Origin of the sequence: Flavobacterium sp. N2550 (assembly GCF_025947265.1) — a bacterium.
GTDB classification, from domain to species: Bacteria; Bacteroidota; Bacteroidia; order Flavobacteriales; family Flavobacteriaceae; genus Flavobacterium; species Flavobacterium endophyticum.
Genome location: NZ_CP110007.1, coordinates 397621 through 413134, shown reverse-complemented (window position 1 = coordinate 413134; position 15514 = coordinate 397621). Strand labels below are relative to the sequence as shown.

Here is a 15514-nt window from a genome sequence, read left to right as displayed (position 1 = left end):
TCAATGATTTCTATAGTCCACGGATTAAAAGAATACCACCTCGAACCAAAGGTTGGAGCTCGATATAGTTACCGATTTGAAACCATAGTAGATGATTTTTCGATTGAAAAGCGTCCTATACAAAAATCGTATATCAGGGACGTACAGATTATGCCGATTGGAAAAGCAGAATATTTGGATGTTTATCAGATTTTTACAGCTAAAATCTCGATAAAAAGTAATGTAGCCGTAGCCGATGAATATTTGATAAAACAGATTGGATACGCTTTCGACGAAATTGAAGCCGGCGTTGATTATACTGGAAAGATTGTTCGTATTTTTAATAAGTCAGAACTAAGTTCCCGATGGCAAAAGACCAGCCGTGAGCTCGAAAAAGAATACGAAGGAAGCTTTATACAAAGCTATTTTAGCGAGATTGCTATGATTCTGAAAGACGAAGCCAAGCTGATTGAATTTTTGTCAAGCTATAAAATGTTCGGACTTTATTTTCATGGTTTATTCGGGAATTATCTTTTATGGGAAATGCCAATTGTCAGAAAAAAAATAGCTGAAGATTTTAAAAATAGCGAAGTCACAGAGCAGATCCATCCAGAAAAGAAAGATTTTGTAAGATATAAAATAAACGGCAGATCAAATGCCTTATACAAATATGAAGGCGAACTAGTATACAAAGAGTATCAATTGCAAGAGGCTTTAATTGAGCTTGAAGACAGTATGCAATCTATCAAATATGCCACGCTTTTTTTAGGTTAAAAAAAGTAAAAAATATGCAGCCATGGAAGATGTCAAAGAAAATAATAAGAAAGAAATAGCCGAAAAGCGAGAAGAACGCGAAAAAGAAGACAAAGTCTCTGAAGACCTAAAACTTGTCATCGATATGGCTAAAATTGAATGCAAACTTTGCACGAATCCTCAAGGAATCTTGAAGGTGAACTTCGACACGCCCACAACCCAAGATAAATTGACAGCCACGGTTGTCGAAAAAGATTTCAAAAGCTTGATTTTTACAGGAACCTGTACCAAAAGCCCGAACAGTGCCGCTCCGTGCGCTTCGGTAATGCAGTTGGGAGAATGGAAAGATGTCGGAACGCTCAAAGTGCAGGATCAATTTCCGTTATTAAAGAAAAGTACCATTCCGTGCAATTATGGCGGAAGCACGATTGAAATTACAGATAGTGGTCAAAAAAGCGAACCTGCCCAAGTCCCGCCTGCTGCGCCGCTGCCTAAAAAAGACGAACCGTATAAATGCAAGCATTGTGAGGAAGAATTTACATCAGCCTTGATTTTAGATACGATAGGATTAAAAAAACCTACCGCAAAACAGACAGAGATTATAGATTCTATTCTTCCATATTTGAACCAATACCGAAAAGACTTTGGTCTAGACACTTGTTTGAGAAAGGCGCATTTTGTTGCTCAGATTGGTGTTGAGAGCGCTAATTTTAAAACATTTTCAGAATACGAAGACTATTCAAATCCGCCAGGAGTCTTCAGTTCAAAAGGTATTACTATTGACGAAACCATAGTGAAATCATTAAAAGACAATCTGACTTCAATTTTTAAGATTGTGGATGCTAAAGGCGCTGAAGTCGCAAAAACCAACGATCAGCTCAGTACATTATTGCTTAGCGAAAAACCAACGGTTGTAGATATTCAGCTGTATGCAAAATATTCTGGCGAAGCTGATCCAAAAGATAAAAAGAAACGAAACGACAAGTTGCTTAAAACAGTTCTGAAGGCAGATAAAACAGTAGACTATCATATCTATTTAAAACCACATTCTAATTTTGGAGTTCCGCTGATGTCCAGAGCCTATGCTCCTTATCCAGGAGATAAGCGTGGTTTAGGAAACGGAGACGAGCTGACAAGGGATGGTTGGAAATTCAAAGGAAGAGGCCTCAAGCAATTGACAGGTCGTGGCAACTATGTTTCGTTTACGAACTATAGAAATAAAAACACATTTACAGGAGATACTTCTGGTGCCATCGATTTTACAGAAGAAAAACCAGGAGTGGCATTGCAAGGAAAATATCTGTTGCTTTCAAGTAATGCCATGTATGCCACGCAGTCAGCCCTTTACTTTTGGAACGACGGAACAAAGAAGAATAAAAAATATGCCAAAGATCACGCTCAAGATGACAACATTGATATGGTAATCAACTGTGTCAATCAATATGACGGTGCCAGCGGAAAGAAAAATCGTAAAAGCAATTACGCAAGAGGAAAAGCCAAAGGCGTGTTTGATATCATCAGGCACTTTGATTTAATGCTTCAGAACGGAAACGAGGCTCAAAAGATTGAAGCAAAAGCCTACCTAGAAAAACAAAAAGCAGCAAAAGACCCGGAAGCGACAAAAATTCTTGAAGAATACGAAAAGAAAAACCCACCACAAAAGAAGTAATTGATGAAAAATAAAATGCTTAAAATAGCAACCCTGTTTCTATTGCTTTTATCCGGCAGTCTTAAAAGCCAGACAGTCCAGATTTTAAAAGATTCGGTACTTTTTGAATCGAACTATTATGTTTTGGAAGAGGTGAAATTTAATACAGGGAATCAGCATACTGTTGCTATTTATGGTGAAATTCAAAACGCGTTTGATATATTCAACAAGCCTTCTTTTGAGACTCCAGAAAAAAGAATTCAGGCAAAAAAAGACACGCTTTTGGAACTCATATCCAATAACGAGCTACGCCAAGCGAACTATGGATTTGAACAGTACAAGATTTTTTACGATAAAAATCAGCTGTTGAACTTCTCTGTTCATTTGCAATCCTATGGTTCTCCTTTTGAAGCCACTCGTTATTACTGCTTCGATTTAAATACCGGAAAAAATATAGGTTCGCAACTGTTCATAAACCATACTGCACTTTTGAAATGTATCAAGTCAAGACTAAAAAAGCAAAATGGAAAATTACAGCCAAGCCTAAAAGCACTTCAAGATTTTAAGATAACAACCGATTCTAAAAATAAAATCACAGGAATTTCTTTTATGGTAGCAGATTCAGAAAATTATCGAAACAGTGGCTATGAACAATTTGAAGTTGTTTTTACATGGAAAGAAATTCAAAAATACATAGCGCCTTCTTTTAAAAAACGTATAATCTGAACAAAATAGATTTTTAATTGTGATTTTAGTATCGATTTTAAAATCAGAATATTAAAAATTATTTTAACTTAATTTAATGTTAAAGAAAGGCTTTTGAAACAAGAAAAATACTAAATTCACTATAACATATTCAGCATCTTCCCCCGAGATCTATTTTAACTTTTAAATCCTAGTGCCATGCCAATAAGTACGCAGATTAAAATAGAAATTGCGGGAGAAAACCTTACCCGATTTTCAAAACTGGTCATCAATCAAAAGGTACATTCGCACCATCGTTTTTCAATTTTGCAGCCACTGCCTAAAGAATTTGTCAGCCAAGCAATTGACAAAGCGCAAAAATATGTAGGACAATCAGTCAAGATCAGCATCAATCCTACCAACATGATGACTGATTCTCCATTAGTTTTCAACGGAATTATTACAGAAGCACAAATGGTCCGAACGTCTGGAGCTTCGGGCGGCATAATCATCAACGGCTTTAGTCCAACAATTTTAATGGAAGGGCCTCCAAATATCCGATCGTTTAACGACCAGACGCTGTCAAGCATTGTCAATGAAGTCCTGAAAGACTATTCTGGTGATAGCCTAAAGCCTGCTGTTGAGGTTCAAAAAGATACTTCCTTGCCTTATACGGTACAATATGGCGAGAGCGATTTTGCGTTTCTTTGCAGGATTGCGCAGAAAAAAGGACAGTGGTTTTACTATAATGGCGAAGAACTGTTATTCGGAAAGCCAAAATCTAAAAATTTTACATTAGAATACGGCAGAAGCCTCCATTCTTTTAATATCGAAATGAGGGCGAAATCTCTCGGATTCGAATATTTGGGCTATGATCCTTCCAATGGAGAGACCCAGAAAGCCAATTCGATGGAAGTAAATTACCAGCCAGAAGATGCCTACTCAAAGGCTATTTTCGAATCTTCGAAAAAACTTTTCCCAACGAATTCTACGATGCTTTATTCGCACTCTTTAGAAGAAGGAAATTCAAGAACGCATCTTATTGACCGAGTAACTACTCAGCTTCAGTCACGAACTGCCGATATGGTTACGGCCAAAGGCGATTCTGACGAAACAGGCTTGAGAATTGGCGACGTAATTTCTATCAAAGAACCATCGTTTTCATTAACTGGAAATATTTTAGACGGGCTTCAAGAGCAAAATTTCGGAAATTATATCATTACCGACATTATGCATGTTTGCGACGAATCAGGTACCTATCACAATAGTTTTGATGCTGTGCCAGACAGCGTTCTTTCTCCTCCTTATGGAAATGTTCACAGCTTTCCTACGGCAGAATCGCAGCCTGCTACTGTAATTTCAAATAGCGATCCAGCAGGATTGGGTCGTATTCAAGTAGCTTTTGCTTGGCAGAAGGATGCAGGAAAAAATACGCCGTGGATCAGGATGGTGAATTCACATTCGGGCGGCGGCAAAGGTTTTTATTTTGTTCCCGAAGTCGGTGAAGAAGTATTAGTGGCGTTTGAAGGAGGAAATGCTGAAAAACCTTTCGTGCTCGGAGCGATGTACAATGGAAGTGCTTCTAGCGGCTATAGTACCTCGGGCAATGATAAAAAAGTAATCCAGACTCGATCCGGTACCAAAGTAATCATGGACGACGCAGCTGGAAGTGTTTTTATCGAAGACCCAAGTGGCAATACTTGGCTCATGGACGGGCAAGGCAATATTAGCGTGAACGCTCCGAACAATATGAAAATAACTGTTGGTAAAAATTTGGACATCAACGTAGGAGAAAATATGGCTACCAAAATAGGAGCTAACGAAGACATTTCTATTGGAAACAATAAGACAGAAACCATCGGAAAAAATTATGTCCAATCTTCTGAAAATAAAAATGTCACGGTTAAAAACGACAAGACCGACAATGTTGGAGAAAGCTATAGACAGATTACAGGAAATTCCGATATCCAGACTTCTAAAGGAGATCTAAAACTGAGGGGAACTACGCTTACCGTAATACAGGGAGGCAAAGATGTGAAAGTAAGTAAAGGATAATCTTGTTTTATATTAGAAGTTATGGCTACCCAACAACATAATGCTAGACTCAACCAAAAAAGAGCGGAACGAGAAAAGAAAGATTCCGAAGACTCTCCATCAGAGAAGAGAGAAGTAGTCATGCATGGCGCCAAGCTAAAGTGCGAATACGCGCAACAACTCGGCGAGTTAAAAGTTACTTCAAATGAACTTATGCTGCAAGACAAGCTTTGGGCAACTCAAGGCGATGGAAACAATATGGTCAACCTTCAATTTAAAGGAACCTGCGGTCATCCTAAATGGCCTGCCCAGAACATGCAGCCTCCACCTTGCATGAGCGTCATAAAATTGAGCCCTTGGGAAAATTTGGGAACATCAATTGTTCAAGAACAGAAAGTTTTAGTCAAAGAATCTACTATTACTTGCAATCCTGATTTTAATACGGCAGTAGCTAGTCCAATACCCAATGTTGAAAGCATTGCGATTAAGGCCGCTCCACTAATTATAAATGCATATTTCGCAAAATTTAATCTAACGACGGCTCGAAATGTTACCACTTTAGACTTAACAAAAGTAGAAGAACGCGGATTAAGTTACGGTGTTGCCTTGGTTATTGAAACCGTTGGATTGGAAGGAAAAAAATTAAAAGTAAAAATAAAAAGTGGCGTAAGAAAAGTACTTTCAGACGTTGATGCCGCAATCAGTTTTATTGACTTAAAAGACATCGACGCGGTTACAAATCCTGCGAATTATAAAAATGTAGCAGCAAAAGAGGAATTTGAAGTTGAGGTTGGAAAATTAGCGTCTGATGCTTCATTATCTAATAAAGACAGTTTTAAAGATAAAGCGGTTTTAAAATTAATGCTAAACCAAAAGCCTGATAATTTGTCGTTTGATTTGGCAAAACTCATTGCAAATGATACTAGTAAAGAAGCGTTGGTGTATGTAGAAATCAATTGTTCAGAACCGGATGTAGAATATATGGGAATTGATAATGGTTCAGGCACCAAAAATGCCTTTTTAAAAGAAGAAGGTAAGTATTTCAAAATAAAAAATAAAGAACAAGTTTGGCTGACCACGGCGAGAGGAGAAATGGAAAAAGGAGTAACCGAAGCTACGCATTGTAATACTATTATTAATGATTATCATCAAGTAAATCGAGAGCACAAGCCTTCTGGATGTGCAACGATTACAAATGCATGGTGCGCTTCATTCATAGGCTGGTGTTTGACTCAAAACAGTTTTTCGGCTCAATGTGATCCTGGAGCTTATACTTATGGACACATTAATACAAGATATAGAAATAAAAGAGTTGTAAGAGACGGAAAGACAGTCACATTACCAGACCATTTTGATGATCCCGTTTGGGCGAAAAATACAGATGCTAACAAACTAGCATTAGGCTCAATATGTGTGGTAAATAACAGAAAGCACGTCACTTTTGCTGTAGCAAAAAATAAGGAAGGGACGCACTTATTTGGATTAGGCGGGAATCAAGGAGATGCCGTTAAGATCAGTGCTTACAGTGCCAGAGTTTCAAGTGTTTATCCGATCGAATATACAATAAACGAGGAAGATTATGAATTACCAATCTATTATAGAGAACTTACAAGTGAAAGTGTTACTTAGATTCTTCTTTCTTATTGCTTTTTTTCCAAATAAAGTTGAATCACAAGTTGTAAAAGTGGATTCGATTTCAATTTCTAAAGAATGGAAAGATTGCAATGGAATGAATAGGCTAACGGTAAACGTAAATGCCTTATGTAATCCTAACGAGCCTCCTTTTGATGGCCATAAGACAATGATTGATGTAAGTCTAAAAAACAAAAAGCATTCATTAAATGTACAATTTGATGATCCCGATTACCAAATGGAAATGATTGCTTTTAGCGAAAAAAATATTTGGTTTTATAACTTAAAAAAAACTCAGGTAGTTTTTATTCCGTTCACGTATTGTAGTAATTCCGATTCAGAAAAAAAGCTTTCGTATATTATTTTATATAACGACAAAAAATATTTGTATCACATTCCTTTTAAATGCACCGAAGACGATGATTGTGTTTTGAACGAAGATTTAAATAAGTCCATGAGCGATTTGAATCCCAAAATAAGGACGGAACTTATAAAAAAAATCCAATCTCACTATAAAAAAGGAAGTGACTTCAACTAAAAAACCAAATTGCAATGGCACAAAGTGAAGAACAAAATAACGAATCGTATTCAGCAAATCCGAATCAAAAAGTATATGATACGCCACATGTTGTTGATCATTTAGTGGACGTTATTGCTATTTATTTTGCCGAAAAAAAGAAAAAATATAAATGGACGCCAAAGGAAGAAACCTATACGGTAAAGAGCGGCGGAAAAATTGCGGATGTTAAAAAAAAATACACAGATACCTTTAAGACCGAAAAAAAGACCATCCGAAATTTGGCAACCGATCCCGATCATACGGTTGCTTTAAAACCCAATGATCAAATAAAAGTAACTTGGGAAGAACAAGAGGAAGATGGATTTGAAATGGTGAAAATTCCAAAAGCAACAATCGGCAATAAGGTTTATATCGTGGTAAGATGCAATGGAGATAAGGCAAAATTGACTGTCCAAATCAATGAAAACAAATTGGCAAATCCTGAAGCAGTTTATGACGCCCCAGTAAAATTTCTGATTGGAGATCAACAAAAAGACAAAGTTGAATTTTCAATTACAAAAGATAAAAATGAATATGAGCAAGAAATTACGTTACGACCGAAAGCGGATGCAGATTTAAAAAAGCTAGTAGAAAAATTTGAAAAAAGAACCGATAAAAATGCTTTTGTATATTTAAAAGGCGAAGTAACAGAAACCACAGACGAAATAAAATTTCCTGATGAAACACAAGAGTTTTTAAATCAACAACAGCAACAATTTGAAGTTTTGGGTACGCCATGTTATTGCAATAGGGATATTACTGTTGATGAAATGATAGACCTGATCTATCATCTGAGAGACAAGCAGAATTATGTCAGCAAGAGAGATCATTTCTTTAATAGCGGAGGCGAAAAAATAACCGAAATTTCAATTTCTACTGGCAAAATTTCAGACAATAGAGATAAAATCCAATTATTCGTCAACGAAATGAATGCCATGTTTAAAAAGTTTGGCATAAATACATGCAAAAGAAAAATTCACTTTATCGGCCAAATGTATTTAGAAACAATAAGCTTTACCTATACGTATGAAAGTAGATCCAGCGTGCCGAGCAATTATAAAGGAGGAGTAGATTTCCAAGGTAGAGGTATGAAGCAAATAACGCACGATTACAATTATTTGGCCTATTATGATTATATAAACACAACAACCTTTTCTCAAACGTATATGACCACAAGAAGCGGTTATGAAAGCGTTGGCGAATGTGTTGCCAACAGACCAGCTGCCAATACTGCCGGATTAGATGCGGCTTTTTACGATGGTTTAAAAACGTTTGCAAAAAAAATATCTCAAGAATTATTTCATGCTTTTAATTCGGCAGGATGGTTTTCAACGGTCTACAAGCCAACCACTCTAGCTGAAATGGATAAAGGACTTGAAAACGAAAATATAAGATTAGTTACTGTAGCGATTAATGGTGGCGAAACTAATTTAGCAGAAAGACAGAATTATACGAAATGGACCAAAGAATTTTTTAAATACGATACCGAATGCGTAAGAAGATAACGACCAGCTTATTAATTACTTGTATGATTTTGCTTTCATGCAAAGCCCAGAATCACAGTACAGCAGAGAAAAATAGTCTTACTGCAGATTCAACTTTGGTCTATGAAAACAATAAAGTTGTTGGCAAAATTTCTCAGCCAACAGAATACAATTGCAAGGCATGTTATACGATCAGCAACAGTGGAACTATAAAAATTAAAGTTCCGGTTTCAAATAGAGTGATAAATAATCAGTCCCTATTACAGCATGACTTTGCAATTGATAAAATTGTGACGGATAAAAACAATACAGTAATTAAATATTCAAGCACTTCATCTTCCAAAGCGTATGAGATGGTAGTGAATAATAAAGACGGTTATATTGTTAAGTTGCTTACTTACAGCTATGGATCGAAAGACATAAAAATTGGAGAAAATGATTATGAATCATTTCAAGCCAATGCCATATGCCAAAGTGAAAAGAAAATTAAAATTAAAGATACAATTACATTAAATGACGGCTATGCTTTTACAAAAGAAGATTGTTTTGATTGTCCGGTAAAATATACAATTGAAGAATGCATAGCCAACAAAAAGAAAGGTGTTAAAATGGATTGGCAGTAATTGATTTTTAAATTCAATCTAATTCAAAAAGCAAAAGTCTTACTATGCGAAATATTACCGATACAATTGAAGGCATAAAAGAGTTAGATATCTGCTTATACCTTGAAGAACATTTGCAGTTTTATGAATTTTCGATGATGGAAATAACAACAGAAAACGGCAGTGTTTTAAAAAGCGAAATTAATAAAACAATACATTCAACAGTATTAAAAAAAGACTTTGAAACGTATTTGATCCAATTAGAAGTCTTTGATATTGAGTATAAAAACAGAACCGTTTCTTTGGCAGAAAAAGATTTTTTAGCACGAATTGCAGAAGTAAATGATAATGTAATTTTAGAAACAGACCGACATTTAAACATCAATAAATTAGTAAATCAACATCAGATTCAAAAAAGGCTAGAAGAAAAAATAGAAAGATTAGCCAAAAGTAATGTCGGGCCGAAAGTAGAAGAAATGTTTCAATATCTCAGGGATTTCTATAGTAACGATAGGAGAATTCTTTTAGATATAAAAAATTACAGACAGCATGGCCTGTTTCTGAATCCGTTTTATGATAGCTATACGCCTCTGTCAATTAAAAAAAGAAGCGTGAGATATTTGAATTTTGTTGAAAATGCTGTTGTTAATATCGGAGAAGAAGCTCGGGTAAAAAAAATAAAATTAAAAGAACGAGAACTTGAAGTTGTAGTAAAGGGAAAAATGATTGCGCCATTTTACAACGACATGATTTTTAAATCAATAAAAAATAAAGGAATTTTATTTGATTCAGCAAAAGATAGGCCTAATCTGGACAAATATGATGGCAGTTTTATTTTTGATATGAATACAGGAACGGTTAAAAAAGCAAGTATTTCGATTGAATTTTCATTCGGAGAGAATTATAAAAAAACAATAAGTTATCAATTAAATGAATTAAACGATGCCGATAACAATTGATGATACAGGACAAACAGTAACGCTCAATCCGCCTTATTCTCCGGTTACGCCAGATGATAGCTTGCAAAAGATAACTCGTGTTTATTTTGCAAAAAAGACCGTTACCCAACAAGGAGCGAATGTGGCATTTACCCGAATAGATTCCCTTCATGCACAGCAGGAAGGCGGACAAAACACGCCATTTGATTCTGTTTTAGGCAAGACCGTTTATCTGGTTATCGAAACGGAAAATATGGCAACCTTATCCATTGACGCTGTCATCAGGCCAAGCGACAATACATTGACCGGAAATACAGAAACCCTGAGTTTGATGTGGTTTAACCCAGAAACCCAGAATTTTGAAGTCAGGAGAAAAATGACTGTTGTCGTCGGCAATTTCGATGCCTTAAACAATAAAGGAACAACCGAAAATCCATCGGGAACACACGACCATTATACGAATCTTGCCGACCATGAAAATAAAGCGATTATAAAACTACAGCTTAGACCATCCTTACGAACCGATTTCAATACTTGGGCAACCAATATAGCGGCTGCGGCAACACACACGGCTAATTTGGAAGTAGTGGTAGAAAGAACAGATAATGAGCCTTGTGCTTATGGTCCAGATAGCACAGAAGAAGTCAAAGAAGCAGGCATTTTCCTAAATAGTGATGCACAAGGAAGATTTAGGGTAGGGAACAGGAATTTTTATGAAATCTATGCCAGGGTTCAATCGGGAACTACCTATACAGACGGAACGTATAATTTTCTCCCTATGAATGGTACAGTCAGAAGGAAAATCAGCAAACTTGAAAATCCAAGTTCTACACAAGTAACCTATTATCATTACGATATTTATGGTAATGAAATATTTATTGCAACATGCAATAAAACTTCTGTCATGGGCAGGAATAATGGACAGCAGCTTGGAGCAGTGCCTCAAGGAGCGCTCCGTACAGAAAATGCTCCTGCCGGTGGAGCGGCACAAACCAATCATATTTTTGCAAATGCTATTGTAACGACTGGAACACACAGAAATGATAGGAATGCCAGAGCTTTTCCAGGCGCCTTGAGAATTGTCCGCTATACAGCATCCGGAACTAATGTGCCTTTGGTCAGAATGCCGGACACGCTAAATGTTGCCGTAAATGGCCGTGTTATTGCTTATGGATTTTCCAATACCCAAAGGCGATTCTGCAACCCGGACTGTTTTGCAGCATTTGTCGGCGTTTTATCTCAATACGGATTAGCAGGCGTAAACTCAACAGGAATGTGTTTTGGCGATGCGACGAGCTACCCGAGTTTGGCGCACCCGAACGGAGATAGTGTTGACACGAGCTATCTGGCTAATCGACAAAACGAACAGAATTTATTAAATGCCTTTGTAGATTGGAATTTTGCCCAAGTAATTGCCGGAACAACGCAGCAAGCCTGGTTGCGAAATGCGCACAGGTATGCTACAGATCACAACGACCATTTGCATTCTGGTGATTTTGACGGCAACTCGATTCATAACATATACCAATAGAATGAAAAAAATAATTCCCATACTCGTTTTTCTAGCCACGCTTTCTTGCAGTAAAAGCATCAGCCAAGTAAGTACTGTTAAAGGAATAAGCGAATCTTCTAAAGTAAGCCTGCCGTATGGCGATAAAGACGTGCTTCATGAATTCCCTGCAGATTGGTCAAAGGAGAATTCTCTCCAAGATTCTTTATACAACAAATTGAGTCTGTTTTTATTTCAGGATAGAGATAATCCTGCCAGAAGTACTTTCAAAGTCGATTATCCGGAAGCAAAAACTTTTATAGCCAAAGAATTTGTTCCTTCTGGAGACATGAAGAATAAAAAATCAAAAATAGAATTAAGAAGCGCCCAAGTTTTCGACGGCAAAAACTTTAAGATAGTATCTGTGCTATACGAAGGAAAAATAGACTGCAAAACCTGCGAATATCCCGAAAGTCAAACCCAAAACGTATTGTTGAGTATCAAAGATGGGAAAGTGATAGACAAATTGCCTATATCCTATCTTAACGGAAGCGATTTAGGACAATCATCACGATATTTCTATATTGATTCAGACAAGATTATCCATCTTAAGGACTTTAAGTCGGATGAATCAGGCGTTACTTTTGCCCAATATCTCAAATATAAAATTACTCCGGACGGCAAATTTGCCAAACTCTAATAAAAATAAAAAACCTCGCCGAAAGCGAGGTTTTTTTATCTTAAATCTAAATTCAGAAATCTGAAATAGATTAATATCTGTAGTATTCAGGTTTAAACGGACCTTGAACTTCAACACCAATATAAGCGGCTTGGTCTTCTCTCAAAGTTTCCAATTCAACGCCTAATTTTGCCAAGTGCAAAGCAGCTACTTTTTCATCTAAATGTTTTGGTAGCATGTATACTTCGTTTTTGTATGCGGCACTGTTTTTCCACAATTCGATTTGAGCCAAAGTTTGGTTTGTGAAAGAGTTGCTCATTACAAAACTTGGGTGGCCAGTAGCACAACCAAGGTTTACTAAACGACCTTCCGCCAAGATGATAATATCTTTTCCGTTAATAGTATATTTATCAACCTGAGGCTTGATTTCGATTTTTGAAGCACCGTGGTTTTTGTTCAACCAAGCCATATCGATTTCATTGTCGAAGTGACCGATGTTACAAACAACAGTCTTGTCTTTCATTTTTTCGAAGTGGCTTCCCACGACGATATCTTTGTTTCCAGTAGTCGTGATGATAATATCAGCTGTGGCAATAACAGTATCTAATCGTTTCACTTCATATCCGTCCATAGCAGCTTGCAATGCACAGATTGGATCAATCTCAGTAACAGTTACGATAGAACCAGCACCTCTGAAAGAAGCTGCAGTTCCTTTTCCAACATCACCATAACCGCAAACGATTACTCTTTTTCCAGCCAACATCAAGTCAGTTGCACGACGGATTGCGTCAACAGCAGACTCTTTACATCCGTATTTGTTATCAAATTTAGATTTAGTAACAGAATCATTCACGTTGATTGCAGGCATTGGTAGAGTTCCAGCTTTTACTCTCTCATAAAGTCTGTGAACACCTGTAGTTGTTTCTTCAGAAAGACCTTTGATTCCAGCAACTAATTCTGGGTAACGATCAATAACCATGTTTGTCAAATCACCACCATCATCTAAGATCATGTTCAATGGTTTTCTGTCTTCACCAAAGAATAAAGTTTGTTCGATACACCAGTCAAATTCCTCTTCATTCAAGCCTTTCCAAGCATACACTTGGATTCCAGCAGCAGCAATAGCAGCAGCAGCTTGGTCTTGCGTAGAGAAAATATTGCAAGATGACCAAGTCACTTCAGCTCCAAGAGCAATCAACGTCTCAATCAAAACTGCAGTCTGGATCGTCATGTGAAGACAACCTGCAATTCTAGCACCTTTTAACGGCTGCTCATCTTTATATTCTCTGCGAAGTGCCATCAAACCTGGCATTTCAGCTTCCGCCAATTCAATTTCTTTTCTTCCCCAAGCCGCAAGAGAAATATCTTTCACTTTATAAGCCACAAAAGGTAATGTCGTTGTACTCATCTATTTGTATATATTTGTATTATCAAAATTTTTGCAAATTTACGGAATTACTTTTTATTAAAATAATCCAAAAAATTATTTAAGGTTTGTTTAATAATGGTAATTGTTTGAATAAGAAGCAAATCCTTTTTTTGATATTCAATATTTAGCGAAAATCGGTCATCCAAAAAAAGAATGCTCTACAAAATCACCCAATATAATCCGACTACTAAAATCCTGATCTGGAAAATCACGGAAAGTTTTGATGAGCTTTTTTCACAGGTAATTCTAAAAGAAAAAACGTTAGATAGGCTTCAATCGATGAAATCGGAAGTACACCAAAGAGCTTTTTTGAGTGTCAGGAAATTGCTTCAAGAATCCGGACATAATGATTTGCAACTTCACTATGATCAGTTTGGGAAGCCCCACCTTGAAAACGAGACCCATATTTCGATAACGCATTCTTTTGATTTTTCTGCCATAATTTTGAGTGATGAAAACGTGGGAATTGATATCGAACTCCGACGTGAAAAAATAATATTGATTGCCAATAAGTTTGTCGATAATAGCGAATTTGGCTTTTTAGATAAAAAAAAGGAAGAAGATTACGTTTCAAGATTAACCGTAATCTGGGGCGTAAAAGAAGCAATTTTTAAAATCAGGAATGAAAAAGGAATCAGTTTCAAGGATCATATTTTTGTCGCTCCATTCGAGATGAAAGATCAGAAAACAAAAGCGCTCCTGACTTTTGGAAACCTAAACATAGAATTTGATATCTGTTTTGAAGAAATTGAAAACTACACCCTTGTCTATGCCTTCCAAAAAGGGAATCGATGAGAATCTATATCCTAAAATCGTTCAAGTTTATTTCTTTAATGTAGCTTTGTGAAAATCTTCGAATTTCCCTAAACAAAAATGCAGAATATCTACAACGAAATACTCCAGTCGAAAATTCAAGGCAAAAAGCTTCTGGCAATTCTTCTCGATCCCGATAAAGTTGCTTTAGATTCACTAGAAAATATCATCCCGAAAATAAACCAATCTCCAGCTACACATATTTTCATTGGCGGAAGCCTTGTGCTTACAAATACGATTGATGTAATTATTCGCGAACTAAAAGAAAAGACAAAACTTCCGATAGTGCTGTTTCCAGGAAATCCGTCTCAGATTTCAATAGAAGCCCACGGTATCTTGTTTTTGACTTTATTATCAGGACGGAATCCAGATTTCTTGATCGAACATCAGGTCAAAGCAGCGCCAATCTTAAAAAAATCCAATCTCGAAATTATTTCTACGGGCTATATTTTGATTGAAAGTGGTAGCCAGACTGCCGTGGCTTCGGTCAGCGAAACAATACCCTTGCCAAGACATAATACAGAAATTGCCGTAGCAACATCGCTGGCAGGAGAATTTCTAGGAAACAAGCTGATCTATTTGGAAGCGGGAAGTGGTGCAGAACTGCCTGTTCCTTTAGATACGATTTCTTTAGTCTCAAAAAATATAAAAATTCCTTTGATTGTCGGCGGCGGCATTAAAAACATACAGGGCATTAAGGATGCTTACACAGCTGGTGCTGATTTGGTGGTAATAGGAACAGCTTTTGAAAATGATCCTGATTTTTTTACAAATTCCTAATCTCAAAATAT

General features: G+C 36.7%; 14 protein-coding genes. 13 read left to right on the top strand and 1 reads right to left on the bottom strand.

Features of this window, described 5'->3' with window-relative positions; genetic code table 11:
* Positions 1 to 3: 3 nt before the first annotated feature.
* The 11 genes from OLM56_RS01815 to OLM56_RS01765 all read left to right on the top strand — a co-directional run bounded on the left by OLM56_RS01815 (position 4) and on the right by OLM56_RS01765 (position 12502).
* The gene (locus tag OLM56_RS01815; RefSeq protein WP_264528122.1) at positions 4 to 753 is read left to right on the top strand and encodes a hypothetical protein; all 750 of its coding nucleotides are present in this window, start codon (positions 4 to 6) and stop codon (positions 751 to 753) included.
* Positions 754 to 775: 22 nt separating this feature from the next.
* A complete protein-coding gene (locus OLM56_RS01810) occupies positions 776 to 2401 on the top strand; it encodes a PAAR-like protein (RefSeq protein ID WP_264528121.1) in 1626 nt (541 codons plus the stop codon).
* A gap of 3 nt (positions 2402 to 2404) precedes the next feature.
* Positions 2405 to 3106 carry a hypothetical protein gene (locus OLM56_RS01805; protein WP_264528120.1) on the top strand — a complete coding sequence of 234 codons (702 nt, stop codon included), beginning with the start codon at positions 2405 to 2407 and terminating at the stop codon, positions 3104 to 3106.
* Positions 3107 to 3283: 177 nt separating this feature from the next.
* Positions 3284 to 5119: a type VI secretion system Vgr family protein gene (locus OLM56_RS01800; protein WP_264528119.1), complete on the top strand. Its 1836-nt coding sequence runs from the start codon at positions 3284 to 3286 to the stop codon at positions 5117 to 5119.
* A gap of 21 nt (positions 5120 to 5140) precedes the next feature.
* Positions 5141 to 6727 (top strand): PAAR-like protein, encoded by a 1587-nt coding sequence (locus tag OLM56_RS01795; RefSeq protein WP_264528118.1) that lies wholly within the window; start codon positions 5141 to 5143, stop codon positions 6725 to 6727.
* A 100-nt stretch (positions 6728 to 6827) separates the two neighbouring features.
* Positions 6828 to 7268: a hypothetical protein gene (locus OLM56_RS01790; RefSeq protein ID WP_264528117.1), complete on the top strand. Its 441-nt coding sequence runs from the start codon at positions 6828 to 6830 to the stop codon at positions 7266 to 7268.
* A 14-nt stretch (positions 7269 to 7282) separates the two neighbouring features.
* Entirely contained in the window at positions 7283 to 8794 is a 1512-nt protein-coding gene (locus tag OLM56_RS01785; protein WP_264528116.1) for a hypothetical protein, read from the top strand.
* Positions 8779 to 9396, top strand: a complete 618-nt coding sequence (locus tag OLM56_RS01780; RefSeq protein WP_264528115.1) for a hypothetical protein — start codon at positions 8779 to 8781, stop codon at positions 9394 to 9396. The genes OLM56_RS01785 and OLM56_RS01780 overlap by 16 nt, the downstream gene beginning before the upstream one ends.
* Before the next feature lie 44 nt (positions 9397 to 9440).
* Positions 9441 to 10334, top strand: coding sequence for a hypothetical protein (locus OLM56_RS01775; RefSeq protein ID WP_264528114.1), 894 nt, complete (start codon positions 9441 to 9443; stop codon positions 10332 to 10334).
* Positions 10318 to 11844 carry a hypothetical protein gene (locus tag OLM56_RS01770; protein WP_264528113.1) on the top strand — a complete coding sequence of 509 codons (1527 nt, stop codon included), beginning with the start codon at positions 10318 to 10320 and terminating at the stop codon, positions 11842 to 11844. Before OLM56_RS01775 ends, OLM56_RS01770 begins: the two co-directional genes overlap by 17 nt.
* A 1-nt stretch (position 11845) precedes the next feature.
* On the top strand, positions 11846 to 12502 hold the full coding sequence (locus OLM56_RS01765) for a hypothetical protein (protein WP_264528112.1): 657 nt from the start codon (positions 11846 to 11848) through the stop codon (positions 12500 to 12502).
* A gap of 70 nt (positions 12503 to 12572) precedes the next feature.
* Here the strand turns inward: OLM56_RS01765 and ahcY are convergent, their stop codons facing one another.
* Positions 12573 to 13889 (bottom strand): adenosylhomocysteinase, encoded by a 1317-nt coding sequence (ahcY, locus tag OLM56_RS01760; protein WP_121375348.1) that lies wholly within the window; start codon positions 13887 to 13889, stop codon positions 12573 to 12575.
* Between the two features lie 174 nt (positions 13890 to 14063).
* Between ahcY and OLM56_RS01755 the strand changes: the two genes are divergently transcribed.
* A complete protein-coding gene (locus tag OLM56_RS01755) occupies positions 14064 to 14705 on the top strand; it encodes a 4'-phosphopantetheinyl transferase family protein (RefSeq protein WP_182492866.1) in 642 nt (213 codons plus the stop codon).
* A 78-nt stretch (positions 14706 to 14783) separates the two neighbouring features.
* Positions 14784 to 15503 (top strand): geranylgeranylglyceryl/heptaprenylglyceryl phosphate synthase, encoded by a 720-nt coding sequence (locus OLM56_RS01750; RefSeq protein ID WP_264528111.1) that lies wholly within the window; start codon positions 14784 to 14786, stop codon positions 15501 to 15503.
* The last annotated feature ends 11 nt before the right edge of the window (positions 15504 to 15514 follow it).